13 protein-coding genes are annotated in these 14,106 nt (G+C 57.5%); 5 read left to right on the plus strand and 8 right to left on the minus strand.

What is annotated here, in order from left to right; all coding sequences use genetic code 11:
- Window positions 1-89: 89 nt before the first annotated feature.
- The 8 genes from EJA70_RS02290 to EJA70_RS02325 form a co-directional block, all read right to left on the minus strand.
- Entirely contained in the window at window positions 90-1,253 is a 1,164-nt protein-coding gene (locus tag EJA70_RS02290; RefSeq protein WP_256677610.1) for an MFS transporter, read from the minus strand.
- A gap of 26 nt (window positions 1,254-1,279) precedes the next feature.
- On the minus strand, window positions 1,280-2,437 hold the full coding sequence (locus tag EJA70_RS02295; protein WP_158829345.1) for a histidinol-phosphate transaminase: 1,158 nt from the start codon (window positions 2,435-2,437) through the stop codon (window positions 1,280-1,282).
- Window positions 2,434-3,177 (minus strand): class II aldolase/adducin family protein, encoded by a 744-nt coding sequence (locus tag EJA70_RS02300; protein ID WP_158829347.1) that lies wholly within the window; start codon window positions 3,175-3,177, stop codon window positions 2,434-2,436. The genes EJA70_RS02295 and EJA70_RS02300 overlap by 4 nt, the downstream gene beginning before the upstream one ends.
- The gene (locus tag EJA70_RS02305) at window positions 3,170-4,147 is read right to left on the minus strand and encodes an NAD(P)-dependent oxidoreductase (protein ID WP_158829349.1); all 978 of its coding nucleotides are present in this window, start codon (window positions 4,145-4,147) and stop codon (window positions 3,170-3,172) included. Before EJA70_RS02305 ends, EJA70_RS02300 begins: the two co-directional genes overlap by 8 nt.
- A 63-nt stretch (window positions 4,148-4,210) precedes the next feature.
- Window positions 4,211-5,200, minus strand: a complete 990-nt coding sequence (locus EJA70_RS02310) for an ornithine cyclodeaminase family protein (protein ID WP_008082866.1) — start codon at window positions 5,198-5,200, stop codon at window positions 4,211-4,213.
- An 84-nt stretch (window positions 5,201-5,284) separates the two neighbouring features.
- Window positions 5,285-5,809, minus strand: a complete 525-nt coding sequence (locus tag EJA70_RS02315; protein ID WP_158829351.1) for a MaoC family dehydratase — start codon at window positions 5,807-5,809, stop codon at window positions 5,285-5,287.
- Between the two features lie 10 nt (window positions 5,810-5,819).
- Window positions 5,820-6,647 carry a CoA ester lyase gene (locus tag EJA70_RS02320; RefSeq protein ID WP_158829353.1) on the minus strand — a complete coding sequence of 276 codons (828 nt, stop codon included), beginning with the start codon at window positions 6,645-6,647 and terminating at the stop codon, window positions 5,820-5,822.
- Between the two features lie 9 nt (window positions 6,648-6,656).
- Window positions 6,657-7,895 (minus strand): aminotransferase class I/II-fold pyridoxal phosphate-dependent enzyme, encoded by a 1,239-nt coding sequence (locus tag EJA70_RS02325; protein ID WP_158829355.1) that lies wholly within the window; start codon window positions 7,893-7,895, stop codon window positions 6,657-6,659.
- Window positions 7,896-9,229: 1,334 nt separating this feature from the next.
- Here EJA70_RS02325 and EJA70_RS02330 point away from each other — a divergent pair.
- From EJA70_RS02330 to nuoF, 5 genes are all read left to right on the plus strand, one after another.
- Window positions 9,230-9,643, plus strand: a complete 414-nt coding sequence (locus EJA70_RS02330; protein WP_003223812.1) for an NADH-quinone oxidoreductase subunit A — start codon at window positions 9,230-9,232, stop codon at window positions 9,641-9,643.
- Between the two features lie 10 nt (window positions 9,644-9,653).
- On the plus strand, window positions 9,654-10,328 hold the full coding sequence (locus EJA70_RS02335) for an NADH-quinone oxidoreductase subunit B family protein (protein ID WP_003223809.1): 675 nt from the start codon (window positions 9,654-9,656) through the stop codon (window positions 10,326-10,328).
- 73 nt (window positions 10,329-10,401) lie between these two features.
- Window positions 10,402-12,186 (plus strand): NADH-quinone oxidoreductase subunit C/D, encoded by a 1,785-nt coding sequence (gene nuoC / locus EJA70_RS02340; protein WP_008082858.1) that lies wholly within the window; start codon window positions 10,402-10,404, stop codon window positions 12,184-12,186.
- 2 nt (window positions 12,187-12,188) lie between these two features.
- Entirely contained in the window at window positions 12,189-12,686 is a 498-nt protein-coding gene (nuoE, locus tag EJA70_RS02345) for an NADH-quinone oxidoreductase subunit NuoE (RefSeq protein WP_007920186.1), read from the plus strand.
- Window positions 12,683-14,038, plus strand: coding sequence for an NADH-quinone oxidoreductase subunit NuoF (gene nuoF, locus EJA70_RS02350; RefSeq protein WP_008082856.1), 1,356 nt, complete (start codon window positions 12,683-12,685; stop codon window positions 14,036-14,038). The genes nuoE and nuoF overlap by 4 nt, the downstream gene beginning before the upstream one ends.
- The last annotated feature ends 68 nt before the right edge of the window (window positions 14,039-14,106 follow it).

Consider the following 14,106-nt stretch of genomic DNA (forward strand, 5'->3'; position numbering starts at 1 on the left):
GATCTTTTGATTGTAAAAAAAGCAGATCAAAAGATCGCAGCCTTCGGCAGCTCCTACAGGGTGTCACTTATCAGGGGACCCAAGCCAGATCACGCTGCACTCGCAAAGCGCCCACTTCTGCCAGCAAGCAAAAGACAAACGCCGCCAAACAAAAGACCCACCAGCCCATACAGACTCCAGCTCAACTGGAACCCGATCCCGGCGATCAACGAGGCGCCGATCCCCACAGACACCATCCTCGCCAACGCCAGCACCACAGGTATAAGCGAGAACAGGCTGGCCTGGGTTTGCAGGGTGGTTTTCTGCGCGATCAACGCGGTGATGTAGGTCACGCCAAGAATCTCACCCAGCGTCCAGAAGAACACAAACGAGAGAATCAGCGCGGTCTGTTCGAAAAAGGCATAGGCGCCGAATCCGATGCCGTAAAAAACCGCCGCCAGGGACAGATTGGTCAGCGCCCCGAAACGTGACGTCAAGGCAATCAGCGGCTGCGTCACCACGAACACCAGCAACGCATTGACGATACCAACCGCACCGAACAGGCCGGCGGCCTTGCCCGCCGTCACCTCATCAAGCCATAGCGGCAATTGATATTCACGTTGAGCATCCAGCACCGACAACGCAAAGAACATGGCGCCCGCAACGATGACGATCCTGGGTACATCGACCAATGCACCCATCGAGGTTTTTCTGGTTTCAGTCGCAGCGCCCTGGCGTTCCGGCAACGCCAGAAAAACACTGGCCAACAGGCACAGAACACTGGCGCCCACCGCAAACAGCACCAGATAGTGACTGTCGAGGCCGAGCAAGTAGCCACCCATCACGAACAACAGCGCTCCCCCCAGATTAGTGGCCAGGTGCAGATAGCCAAAAGAGGCGATGCGATTGCTGTCGTTCGCCGCCAGGGACGTGAGGATACTGAATACCGGCGTGATCAAGCCCGCACACAGCATGAACAACAGCACCATCGCAATCGAGCTGATTGATGAACTGAGCACGGCAGCGAGCAACAAAAACAGTGACGAACAGGACGAGGTACAGATTAAAAGTGTCCGGAAGTTGAAACGACCGATCAGCGCCCCGCCCAACAAATTGCCCAGCAGATAAAACGCCGACATCAGTGTGATCACCAAGGCCACTGCAGAGCTGTCGAGCTGGTAATGCCGATGAAAAAACAAGGCAGCAAAAGGCCCCAGCGCATTGGCCATGACGAACAGCAATCTGAGCAAAACAATGTTACGCATTCCTGCCATCAGGCGATTCCCTTTCAGCCATGTCGTCATTTGAAATTAACCTTTACGTGCTGTGGCGTTCGCAACGCAGGCCTTTGGGCAATGTGCTGCTCGATGCTCACTTCGCTCAGGCAAGCCGCACTGCCGCTGCCACGCAATACCGTCGTCAGGAATGTTTTCAGATCCGACGCCGAGGGAACGGCCACGCGCAGCACATCGCGCAACAGACCGAAACTGTGCGGGTATTGCGAACAGTCGCTTACGCGGATATTGGCCTGAGCAAAAGCGCTGGCCAGACGACCATCGTGCTCATCCTGCAGCAGCAGAAAGTTCGTATCGCTCTCATAGACGACGATCGCGTTGGCCCGACAGACGTCGATAATTTCACTTTTGATCTGCGCGAGATGATCGTGCGCCTGCTGCAAGGCTTGCTGATTCTGCAAACAGAACAGCGCCGCTTTCACCGCCACATGGTTCACATCCCAAGGGCCGCGCACTTTCATCAGTTCACGGATTGATTCCGGTCGCGTGACCACATACCCCAGGCGCAACCCGGCTAGTCCGAAGTACTTGGAAAAAGAACGAATCACAAACAACTGCCTGACTGCGCTGAACGTATCCAGACACGACTGTTGCAAATATTCGAAGTAGCATTCGTCGACGATCATCGGTTTGTCTTGCCTGACACAAGCTTCGACAAACACTCGCAATTGCTCTGGGTCGATGCGCACACCCAGTGGATTGTTGGGGTTGCACAGGATCAGTCCCTGGCTGGTGTGCAAGGACTTGAGCACAGCCTCGGTGGGCAAGACGAATTTGCCGGCGTGTTTTTCAAACCCGACGATCACCGGTGCCACGCCGTTGACGTCGAGCATCTGGTAATAAAACGAAAAAACCGGAGAAGGCACCACCACCCGATCCCCTGGCGAAAACAGTAACCGGATCACCAGATCGATGGCCTGATCCGCGCCATTGGTCAGCAGCAGACTGTCGGTGGAGACCTTGCAGTACTGCGCGAGCTGGTTAAGGAGCGGCCGGTAATTGGGATAGGCGAACAGATCCTGTGGCTTCAATTCGTTGGCAATGAACCCTGCCAGAAACCGATGTAAAAACTGGTTTTCATTCAAATCCAGCAGCACCGATGAAAGATCGCGCTCTGGCGCCTTCCAGAATCCGGAGCATGAGATGTGGGGGTGAAACTTCATTTGCCCATCCCTCCGTAGATCACCTGTTCGCCCAGCGCGTACATCTGCCGGACCTCCTCGTGGCTGGCGTACACCACCGACTTTCCCGTGGCGGCCGATAAACACTGACTGGTAATCAACCGGCTGATTTCGGCCGTGAATGCCACGGCGCGATGAAACGCCTCCGACAGGTCGCGGCCAAAACAGGTAATGCCATGGCTGGGCATGACGATGCAGTTTGTATCACTGGCACAGCGGCCAATCGCACTGATATCCAGCTCGACATTGATGCCCGCGTCGAGAATGCTCGGCGGCTTGCCCATGACCAGGGCCGTGTCGTTCGACACGTACGCCATCTCACGCCATTGCATGACAGCGAAGAAGGCAATGACGTCGTTGGGATGAAGGTGCACCGTCGCATTGACGTCGGCGCGACAACGCATGATTTCCCGGTGCATCTGGTGCCCCTGACTGGGGCGCAAACGTCCGTGCAAAAGCTCATCGGATTGCATATCCAGCACCGACAGATGCTCAAGCCCGCACTCTTCCAGCGAGATGCCGCGGTGCTTGGTGTAGATCACATCGCGTTGCCAGTACGCACAGCGCCTGCGTACAGCGATATTGCCCAGCGTATTGACCAGCAGTTGGCGCGCCGCCAGACGCTGACCGTATTGGACAATGCTGTTGCCGATCGCCAGGTCGAACCACGCCGGCAACCCGGCTCGTGAAGGTTCAAATCCCGCACGTTTCAATTCAGGCATAGCCGTTTGCCTCCCGCGATACGCAATCGGGATTGACCACCGTGTCGACTGTTTGCCCCTGTAACAGCGCCAGCAGCGTTTGCAGGGCATTGGCTTTGAGTTGGGCCAGCGAGCGCTCGCTGTAGAAAGCGGCATGCGGCGTCAATAACACCCGCTCATGCTCGATCAACGCTTTGGGAGGTGCCGGCTCTTCCTGCACGACATCCAGCAGTGCCATGGACACAACCCCGGCCTGCAAGGCCCGCAGCAACGCATCGGTGTCGACGATGCCGCCTCGCGCGGTATTGACCAGGGTCGCGCCGTGCTTCATCCGTGAAAATGCCGCGTCGTTCATAAGATGTGCGGTGGCCGGGGTAAGCGGCAGATGCAGCGACAGCACATCGGCGGTAGCGAGCAAAGCATCCAGCGTCACACCCGTGGCAATGTCTTCGGCACAACGCTCGACCCCGGGATCGTAAAAGCAGACCCGGTAACCGAGGGCCGCCGCCCTGCGGGCCAATGCTCGTCCTGTTGCGCCATAACCCACAACGCCCAGAACCGTGTCGGCACAGGCTTTCACTTCGCCGCTATGGGATCGCCAGCACCAGCCGCCCTGGGGGGTGTGCCGGGCGTAGTCGCACAGCTTGCGCTGGGCCAAGAGGATCAACGCCAAGGCATGCTCGGCGACTTCCTCCGCCCCTACAGAACCGATGTTGGCGCACACAATGCCTTGCGCGCTCAACGCCTCGACATCCACATCATCAAGGCCGATCGTTGCCTTCACCAAAGCGCGGCAACGCGGCATTCTGGCGATCAGCGGCGCGTCGATGACCACCGAATGAAAGGCAATGATGCCGTCGGCTTTGGCCAGTTGCTCATCTGAAGGGGCGGTGGTCACCTCGAGGCGATAGCGCTGATGCTGCGCTTCCCGGACATACTCCCCAGCGTCGACATAATTCACTCGCTGCGAATCGATCATCAGAATATTCATGGGCATCCTTTTCCTTCCCGAGTCGTTGGCACTGCTGATTCAAAACGTTGCGCCCGGCGATTTTCAGGCACGGAGGTAGTCGCACTGTTGGCCGATATGCCCGGCCACCGCCGCGTCATAGATGCAGGCGGCAACCACCATGTCCTGGCTGGCATGGCCAACGCTGCGAAAGTAACTGAGACCTTGTTTGCGGGTGACCGGCGAAGGCTGCTCGACCACCAGGGCACTGATCTCGCGGATGTCCTTGCGCTCAATCACCGACCACGCCAAGGCCTGGGCGATTTCGCCCGACTCGTGGCACGCGGCGTCGAGATGATCGACATGCACCTGAGCACTGCCCAGCAATCGAGGATCGATCTCGCATGCTTGCGGTGTGCTGCCGCCGATGGCATTGATATGGGCATCGGGTTTGAGCTGATGCGCCCCGATCAACGGCTGCGGACTGTCGTGGGAGGTTGTCGTGCAGACAATGTCCGCGTCAGCCAACGCATCTTCCATGCGTTCGACGGCCTCGACCGGCTGCGCAAGCTCAATGGACAGACGTTCGGCCAACGCGACACTGCGGGCCATTGAGCGGGAAAATATCCTGACCTGCCCCAACTCCCTGACAGCGGCCATCGCCTTGATATGCGCCGCCGCTTGAGCCCCGGCTCCGATCACCGCCAGATTGAGCCGCGTCTGCAGGCAGAGTTTGTCCGTCACCAACGCACTCATGGCACTGGTACGAATCGCCGTCAGGGCGGAACTGTCGAGCATCGCCAATAACCGGCCGCTGTCGATGTCGATCAGCAAAACCGCGCCATTGATCGTCGAGAGCCCCTGCTCGGCGTTGCCGGGATGAAACGACGACACCTTGATGCCCAGGGTCTGGCTCGCGGGCAAAAAGGCCGGCATGAACAACGAAAATGCCTTTTGTCGCTCGTGCAGGATGATCGAACGTGGCGGAACCACGGGGGCGGCGAGTGAAAAGCCGCGATGAGCTTTTTCGAGTACGCGCACAAGCGTCGGCAACTCGACACAACGCCTGATGTCTTCACGATTAAGCAGCAGCATGGCTTGTCCTTTTCCATCAAAGCTTTTTGAAGGTCCCGGCCATTCCCTGACCGGCAGCGTTTGCACGCTGACTCAAACCGGCGTCTAACCGACGGGGTAGTCCTGGGAAAACCCCTGCTTTGGCACCAGAAAGGTGCGCAGGTAGGTGATGACCGGAGTGGCGTCCTGCTTGCGACCGATCACCTTGATGGTGACGATGCCCTGGCCCGGACGTGATCGGGATTCACGCTTGAAGACCACCTCGCTCTCGGCATACAGGGTGTCGCCGACGTACACCGGACTGGGCAGGCGTATTTCGTCCCAGCCCAGGTTGGCGATGGCCCGGGCGCTCATTGTCGCGACCGTCATGCCGCTGATGATCGACAAGGTCACCGAGCTGTTCACCAGCAGCTTTTCGAACTCGGTGCGCTGTGCGTAAGCCACATCGATATGCGCCGGATGGTTATTCATGTTCATCAGTGACTGCCAGATGTTATCCAGCTCAGTCACCGTGCGACCGGGGCGATGCTCGAACACGTCCCCCACCACAAACTCTTCGTAATGCAGCCCATAAGACTCACGGTATCGGTTGGCAGCGATCCGTTCATGGGCCGGAATCATCGGTTCCATGCTGTTCTCCTTAAAGACCCAGTTCCTGGGCGCGCTGGATGACTTTGCGGGCTTGCTTGACGAAGGGCGGCCCGACCATCAGGTGCTTCAGCCGGGTGATTTTTTCACCGCTGTCTTGCGCCGCCTGCACAACGGCCAAGGCATGTTCGTACTCGGCGATCGAAGGGGTGAACGCCTCATTAATGATGGATATCTGCCGCGGGTGAATCGAGGTCTTGCCACTGAACCCCAACTCCCGGGTGTCCTGGCATTCCTTCAGTAACCCGGCGTCGTCATCGAGGTTGAAGTAAGCGGTGTCGAACGCGGGAATCCCCGCGGCGCTGGCGGCGGCAACGATGCTTGTACGGGCGTGGAGAATGTTGCTCCAGCCGCCAATGGGCACACCAAGGCTGGCCGCGTAGTCGGCAGAACCGAAAATCAGTCCGTCAGCGCTGGATGCAATGGCGTAAATATCCCGCAGGCAGGCCGGTGTTTCGACGGTGACGAGGATTTTCGGGCTGCCTCCCTGCCCCCCTAAATTGGCGCGTACGATGTCTACTTCGGCTGCGGCTTCAGCCATGGCGAGGACGATGTATTCGGGGCGCTGTTCGAGGGATTGCACCAGCAACAGATCAAGCAACCCTTGGTTATCACGCAACGGGTTGATGCGCAGCGCCGTACGCTGCGCTGTAGGGGATCGATAGAACTGCTCGACACATAAGCGGGCTTCGCCTTTTTTGGCGAGGGGAACGCCGTCCTCCAGATCAATCACCATGACATCCGTCAGGGCACTCTTGGCGTATTGCTCCGGGTTCAAGGCAGAGCAATACAACAGGCTTCGTGGTATCGGATGAGTCATCACCACCTCTCAATGCTCGGCAGGCTTCAGGTGCAAGCGGGCTACATCGATCTCTGCCCTGACCGCGGAGCAAAAACTGCGGACGTCTTCTTGCGACATATCGGCACGCAGCATCACGCGCAAACCGGACTTGTTTCTGGCCACAATCGGAAAGAACACCGCCGAGGTGTAATAGCCTCGTTTGAACACACCTTCGGAAACGCTGATCGCCATGTCCGGGCTGTCCAATGGAATAACCCGAATCGGCAGCCCTGACCCCGCGTGCTCTGTATTGATTAAACTGTCGAATAGACGAATATTGGAATTCAGCTTCTCCTGCAAGACGCCAAGTTCAGGACTCTTATGAATATCCAGCGACGCCATGGCCGCACCGATAGCGGCCGGATTTATGTATTGAGAATAAGACATCGGCCCACCAAAGCGACGGAAGACACTTTGATAGTCGGCTTTCTCCGACATGAATATGCCGCCGCCATTGGCACCAAATGCCTTGGCCAATGAATACACCAGCAGGGTTCGAGGATTCAACTCGGGTATATACGTACGAATATAACCTTCACCCTGTTCGCCATAGGCGCTTAATGAGTGAGAGTCGTCGAAATAGAGAAACAGCCCATATTTATCCTGCAACGCTAATAACTGCTCAATTGGTGCACTGCCTCCCATGCTATAGGCACCGTCAGCAACATAGGCGACCAGCGGGTACCGTTTGCACATATCCTCAATAAAATCGACATCGTTGTGATTGCAGGTCACCACCTGCGTTTCATCAGCACAAATGGCCTTGACCTGATTCAGGGCAAAATGGGCATGTTTGTCAAAGATCAGTACGGGGCGCTGCCCCTGAGTAAACATACCAGCGGCCAGGAGCGGCAACGAGGCCACGATCCCCGCACTGCAGGACGTCGCCGTAAAGGCTCGACAGTTGAAGTGCGCGGACAAGGCATCCTCAAGCTCATCGAGTTCTCGCAACCTTATCCTGATACGCGAGGTGGGCAGGTTCACCGTACCGCTATTGAGCACATAATCGGCGGCGCGGCGCGCCAGACGCGGATCGACCTCAAGACCCAAATATGAACACGAGCACATGTTCATGAAGGCATGACCGTTCTGGTCCTGCATACGCCCCTGCTGAGTATGCTTGACACTCAAATCGGTCAACCCCGATTGTTGTGCAAAGGCCCATGACGGATTTCCAATATCGACGGATCTGGCGGTATTAATGTACTTGTTTCGCTGCTCTGACATACACGACCTCAATATAAGTCCATATAACCGGAACAATGACCAGCAGGCAATTAAGTAGCGTCAATGAAAATACTGCGCACCAACAAACATTCAACACCCAACATCTCTACACCATCAAAGCTTAATTGATTACAGCCCACCTCAGCGTCACAGTCAGCGCTTTTGCAGGCATTCAAGAAAACCCCTTCAATGATTAACGAATGATCTGTAGGAACACTCTTAAAGATCATACGCACAGGCCAGATCACATTAATGGTTCCAGGTTCTAGCCGTGCGCCACCTGCAACTTCCCGGCACACGCCCCACAGCCTTGTGTTGCGCAGAGTAATTAATCAATGGAAGATTGAGCGGTAAACCAGCGCTTATCACGGGCGCGGTCTCAGACATCGGGAGATGCGATAGACGAAGGCGCCGATATGGTCATCGATGGAGGTCTGGGAACTCAGCTTTACGGTGGCTATGCGTGGGGCTACTTCGAGAGCGCCGGGGTTTAAAGATCAAAGAGGCAACTGACCGGGCCATCAATTTCCACCTGAGCCCCCGCTCACTGAAGCTCTCAATTCCTTCCCGCAAAACCAGCAGGACCTTCCTTATCGACCCCGTCGTCGACAACACACAGCGCCGAGCCCTGTTGATGCTGCAGCAGGTGAGCATACTGAGTGGTCAATCGAATCCTGTTGGCCAGCGCCTGCCGCACCAGCGAACTCGCCGCGATTACCCTGTAGGAGCTGCCGCAGGCTGCGATCTTTTGATCGTAAAAAAAGCAGGTCAACAGATCGCAGCCTGCGGCAGCTCCTACAGGGTCTCATTTATCCAAGCTGGCTCGATGGGATGTGTTCGGCGTTCCGGTTGATGTCCGAAACCGGTGGTGGCTGGTGTGGCGCTTTCGCGAGCAAGCTTTGCTCCTACGGGGTCAAGGGCAGCCTTTGGGTGAAACATTGATCCAGAGCGGGTCGGGCGTAGGAAAAATCGGGTAAAACGGGCGCCATCGCTACTTGCAGTAACGTGCAAGTAAGACAACTTCCCAATACCTCACCCGTTAAACAGTTGAAAAACCGCTCCAAACAATATTGATTATCATTTAGCAGCAACTATGTTCGTTACATTTCAAACAAAACATATTTCCCGGAAAACCGGCTAATGCCCGCAACGCATGGGCTGGCGGGGCTTGGAGGTGCGCTATGTGCTTATTCCAATAAATAATTTCGCTATAGGAATTTTACTTGCCGGGTGTTTAGCCATAAAATCAGCGCGATTGATTGCTGCGACATATCGTCACTGCCTATTTCTTTATCAAGCTCAGAGACCTTTGCTCTCTGTTAAGGATTACCAGCATGCCCGAAGCGACAGGACTCATGGCCCACAACTGGGGCTTTGCCATTTTCCTTCTGGGTGTCGTCGGCCTGTGTGCCTTCATGCTTGGCGTCTCCAGCCTCCTTGGGTCAAAAGCCTGGGGCCGCAGCAAAAACGAACCGTTCGAGTCGGGCATGCTACCTACCGGTGGCGCCCGCTTGCGGCTCTCAGCCAAATTCTATCTGGTCGCGATGCTCTTCGTGATCTTCGATATCGAAGCCCTCTTTCTCTTTGCATGGTCTGTGTCCGTCCGCGAAAGCGGCTGGACCGGATTCGTCGAAGCTCTCGTTTTCATAGCAATTCTGTTGGCAGGTCTTGTCTACCTGTTCCGAGTGGGCGCCCTTGACTGGGCTCCGGAAGCTCGTCGCAAGCGGCAGGCGAAGCTGAAACAATGAGGCTTTGGCAATGCAATACAATCTCACCAGGATCGACCCCGATGCTCCTAACGAGCAATATCCGATTGGCGAACGGGAAACCGTTTCCGATCCGTTAGAAGATCAAGTTCACAAAAACATTTTCATGGGCAAGCTGGAAGACGTGCTGAGTGGCGCGGTCAACTGGGGACGTAAGAACTCCCTGTGGCCGTACAACTTTGGCTTGTCGTGCTGCTACGTGGAAATGACCACCGCCTTCACGGCGCCCCACGACATCGCGCGCTTTGGCGCCGAGGTTATCCGGGCATCGCCGCGTCAGGCCGACTTCATGGTTATCGCCGGTACCTGCTTCATCAAGATGGCGCCGATCATTCAGCGTCTCTACGAGCAGATGCTCGAGCCGAAGTGGGTGATCTCCATGGGTTCGTGCGCTAACTCCGGTGGCATGTACGACATCTACTCTGTGGTTCAAGGGGTGGACAAGTTCCTGCCCGTGGACGTCTACGTACCTGGCTGCCCTCCTCGTCCGGAAGCATTTCTGCAAGGCTTGATGCTGTTGCAGGAATCGATTGGACAGGAGCGTCGTCCGCTTTCCTGGGTCGTCGGTGATCAAGGCGTTTATCGCGCCGACATGCCTTCGCAAAAGGAACAGCGCCGCGAACAGCGAATCGCAGTCACTAACCTGCGCAGCCCTGACGAAGTCTGATCCAGATCTGTTCTGACAAAGAAACGAGAAGCTGGCTTCATTCTTTACGTTGACCGAAAGCGAAAAAATAACCATGACTACAGGCAGCGCTCTGTACATCCCGCCTTATAAGGCAGACGACCAGGATGTGGTCGTTGAATTGAACAACCGTTTTGGCGCCGAAGCGTTCACCGCTCAGTCGACCCGCACCGGCATGCCGGTGCTGTGGGTGGCGCGCGCCAAACTCGTCGAAGTCCTGACCTTCCTGCGCAACCTGCCCAAGCCGTACGTCATGCTCTATGACCTGCACGGCGTGGACGAGCGTCTGCGCACCAAGCGTCAAGGGCTGCCGAGCGACGCTGAATTCACCGTGTTCTATCACCTCATGTCGCTGGAGCGTAATAGTGACGTGATGATCAAGGTCGCCTTGTCCGAGAGCGACCTCAGCTTGCCGACCGTTACCGGTATCTGGCCGAACGCCAACTGGTACGAACGTGAAGTCTGGGACATGTTCGGCATTGACTTCAAAGGTCACCCGCACCTGTCGCGCATCATGATGCCGCCGACCTGGGAAGGTCACCCGCTGCGCAAGGACTTCCCGGCGCGCGCCACCGAATTCGATCCGTTCAGCCTCAACCTCGCCAAGCAACAGCTTGAGGAAGAAGCCGCGCGTTTCCGCCCTGAAGACTGGGGCATGAAGCGTTCCGGGACGAACGAGGACTACATGTTCCTCAACCTCGGCCCGAACCACCCTTCGGCGCACGGTGCGTTCCGCATCATTCTGCAGCTGGACGGTGAAGAAATCGTCGACTGCGTGCCGGATGTCGGTTACCACCACCGTGGTGCCGAGAAGATGGCCGAGCGTCAGTCGTGGCACAGTTTCATCCCGTACACCGACCGTATCGATTACCTCGGCGGCGTGATGAACAACCTGCCGTACGTGCTCTCGGTCGAGAAGCTGGCCGGCATCAAGGTGCCTGAGAAGGTCGACGTCATCCGCATCATGATGGCCGAGTTCTTCCGGATCACCAGCCACCTGCTGTTCCTCGGGACTTACATCCAGGACGTCGGCGCCATGACTCCGGTGTTCTTCACTTTCACCGACCGCCAGAAGGCGTACACGGTGATTGAAGCCATTACCGGTTTCCGTCTGCACCCGGCCTGGTACCGCATCGGCGGTGTTGCCCACGACCTGCCGCGCGGCTGGGACAAACTGGTGAAAGACTTCGTTGAATGGCTGCCAAAACGCCTCGACGAATACACCAAGGCTGCCCTGCAGAACAGCATCCTCAAGGGCCGTACCATCGGCGTCGCTGCCTACAACACCAAAGAAGCCCTGGAATGGGGCGTCACCGGTGCCGGCCTGCGTTCGACCGGTTGCGACTTTGACCTGCGTAAAGCGCGTCCATACTCCGGCTACGAGAACTTCGAATTCGAAGTGCCGCTGGCTGCCAATGGCGATGCCTACGACCGCTGCATGGTTCGTGTTGAAGAGATGCGCCAGAGCATCAAGATCATCGACCAGTGCATGCGCAACATGCCGGAAGGCCCGTACAAGGCGGATCACCCGCTGACCACGCCGCCGCCGAAAGAGCGCACGCTGCAGCACATCGAAACCTTGATCACGCACTTCCTGCAAGTTTCGTGGGGCCCGGTGATGCCGGCCAACGAATCCTTCCAGATGATCGAAGCGACCAAGGGCATCAACAGTTATTACCTGACGAGCGACGGCGGCACCATGAGCTACCGTACCCGGATCCGCACTCCGAGCTTCCCGCATCTGCAACAGATCCCTTCGGTGATCAAAGGCAGCATGGTCGCGGACTTGATTGCGTACCTGGGTAGTATCGACTTCGTTATGGCCGACGTGGACCGCTAAGCATGAACAGCACGCTTATCCAGACAGACCGTTTCACCCTCAGTGAAACCGAGCGCTCGGCCATCGAGCACGAGCTGCATCACTACGAAGACCCGCGCGCGGCGTCGATCGAAGCCCTGAAGATCGTTCAAAAGGAACGCGGCTGGGTGCCGGATGGCGCCCTGTACGCAATCGGCGAGATCCTCGGCATCCCGGCCAGCGACGTTGAAGGTGTGGCGACGTTCTATAGCCAGATTTTCCGTCAGCCGGTTGGCCGTCACATCATTCGCGTCTGCGACAGCATGGTCTGCTACATCGGCGGCCACGAGTCGGTGGTCAGCGAAATCCAGAACAATCTGGGCATCGGCCTGGGTCAGACCACCACCGACGGTCGTTTCACCCTGCTGCCGGTCTGCTGCCTCGGCAACTGCGACAAGGCACCGGCGCTGATGATCGACGACGACACCTTTGGTGATGTGCAGCCTGCTGGCGTCGCCAAACTGCTCGAGGGCTACGTATGACCCTGACATCTTTCGGTCCTGCCAACCGCATTCAGCGTTCGGCCGAGACTCACCCGCTGACCTGGCGTCTGCGTGACGACGGCGAAGCCGTGTGGCTCGACGAGTACCAGGCCAAGAACGGTTACGCCGCTGCGCGCAAAGCCTTCGCCGACATGGATCAGGACGCCATCGTCCAGACCGTGAAAGACGCAGGCCTCAAAGGTCGCGGCGGTGCAGGCTTCCCCACGGGCGTGAAGTGGGGCCTGATGCCCAAAGACGAATCCATCAACATCCGCTACTTGCTGTGCAACGCGGATGAAATGGAGCCAAACACCTGGAAAGACCGCATGCTGATGGAGCAACTGCCCCATCTGCTGATCGAAGGTATGCTGATCAGTGCTCGCGCGCTGAAAACCTACCGTGGCTACATCTTCCTGCGTGGCGAATACACCACCGCCGCCAAGCACTTGAATCGTGCCGTGGAAGAAGCCAAGGCTGCGGGCCTGCTGGGTAAAAACATTCTCGGCAGCGGCTTCGATTTCGAGCTGTTCGTCCACACCGGCGCCGGGCGTTACATCTGCGGTGAAGAAACCGCACTGATCAACTCCCTCGAAGGCCGCCGCGCCAACCCGCGCTCCAAGCCGCCCTTCCCTGCCGCCGTCGGCGTGTGGGGCAAGCCGACTTGCGTGAACAACGTGGAAACCCTGTGCAACGTGCCGGCGATCATTGCCGACGGCGTTGACTGGTACAAATCGTTGGCCCGCGAAGGCAGCGAAGACATGGGCACCAAGCTCATGGGCTTCTCCGGCAAAGTCAAAAACCCGGGCCTGTGGGAACTGCCATTCGGCGTCACCGGTCGCGAGTTGTTCGAAGACTACGCCGGCGGCATGCGCGACGGTTTCAAACTCAAGGCCTGGCAGCCAGGCGGGGCCGGTACCGGTTTCCTTCTGCCTGAGCACCTCGACGCACAAATGTACGCCGGCGGCATCGCCAAAGTGGGCACCCGTATGGGTACCGGCCTGGCGATGGCGGTGGATGACAGCGTCAACATGGTCTCCTTGCTGCGCAACATGGAGCAGTTCTTCGCTCGCGAGTCGTGCGGTTTCTGCACCCCGTGCCGTGATGGTTTGCCATGGAGCGTGAAGCTCTTGATGGCCATCGAAGAAGGCCGCGGTCAGCCAGGCGACATCGAGACCCTGCTGGGTCTGGTCAACTTCCTCGGCCCGGGCAAGACCTTCTGTGCTCACGCACCGGGTGCCGTGGAACCGTTGGGCAGTGCCATCAAATACTTCCGTCCAGAGTTCGAAGCCGGTATCGCGCCAGTCAGCGCCGCCGTCCCGCCTCTGGCAAGGCCGATCGTAATCGGCGCGTAAACGCTTAATAAGGTGAAGGGCCTGGGCCTTTCACCTCCTGCGATGACGCCTTTCGAGGCTGGTTTGAT

The sequence above is a fragment of the Pseudomonas sp. PB103 genome (genome assembly GCF_009764635.1).
GTDB lineage: Bacteria > Pseudomonadota > Gammaproteobacteria > Pseudomonadales > Pseudomonadaceae > Aquipseudomonas.

Bases quoted from the DNA above. Each gene is read 5' to 3' on its own strand.
- EJA70_RS02310 (WP_008082866.1), bottom strand. From the start codon at position 5,200: ATGCTGCTGCTTAATCGTGAAGACATCAGGCGTTGTGTCGAGTTGCCG.
- EJA70_RS02320 (WP_158829353.1), bottom strand. From the start codon at position 6,647: ATGACTCATCCGATACCACGAAGCCTGTTGTATTGCTCTGCCTTGAAC.
- EJA70_RS02300 (WP_158829347.1), bottom strand. From the start codon at position 3,177: ATGCCTGAATTGAAACGTGCGGGATTTGAACCTTCACGAGCCGGGTTG.
- EJA70_RS02315 (WP_158829351.1), bottom strand. From the start codon at position 5,809: ATGGAACCGATGATTCCGGCCCATGAACGGATCGCTGCCAACCGATAC.
- EJA70_RS02330 (WP_003223812.1), top strand. From the start codon at position 9,230: ATGCCCGAAGCGACAGGACTCATGGCCCACAACTGGGGCTTTGCCATT.
- EJA70_RS02335 (WP_003223809.1), top strand. From the start codon at position 9,654: ATGCAATACAATCTCACCAGGATCGACCCCGATGCTCCTAACGAGCAA.
- nuoE (WP_007920186.1), top strand. From the start codon at position 12,189: ATGAACAGCACGCTTATCCAGACAGACCGTTTCACCCTCAGTGAAACC.
- nuoF (WP_008082856.1), top strand. From the start codon at position 12,683: ATGACCCTGACATCTTTCGGTCCTGCCAACCGCATTCAGCGTTCGGCC.
- nuoC (WP_008082858.1), top strand. From the start codon at position 10,402: ATGACTACAGGCAGCGCTCTGTACATCCCGCCTTATAAGGCAGACGAC.
- EJA70_RS02305 (WP_158829349.1), bottom strand. From the start codon at position 4,147: ATGAATATTCTGATGATCGATTCGCAGCGAGTGAATTATGTCGACGCT.
- EJA70_RS02290 (WP_256677610.1), bottom strand. From the start codon at position 1,253: ATGGCAGGAATGCGTAACATTGTTTTGCTCAGATTGCTGTTCGTCATG.
- EJA70_RS02295 (WP_158829345.1), bottom strand. From the start codon at position 2,437: ATGAAGTTTCACCCCCACATCTCATGCTCCGGATTCTGGAAGGCGCCA.
- EJA70_RS02325 (WP_158829355.1), bottom strand. From the start codon at position 7,895: ATGTCAGAGCAGCGAAACAAGTACATTAATACCGCCAGATCCGTCGAT.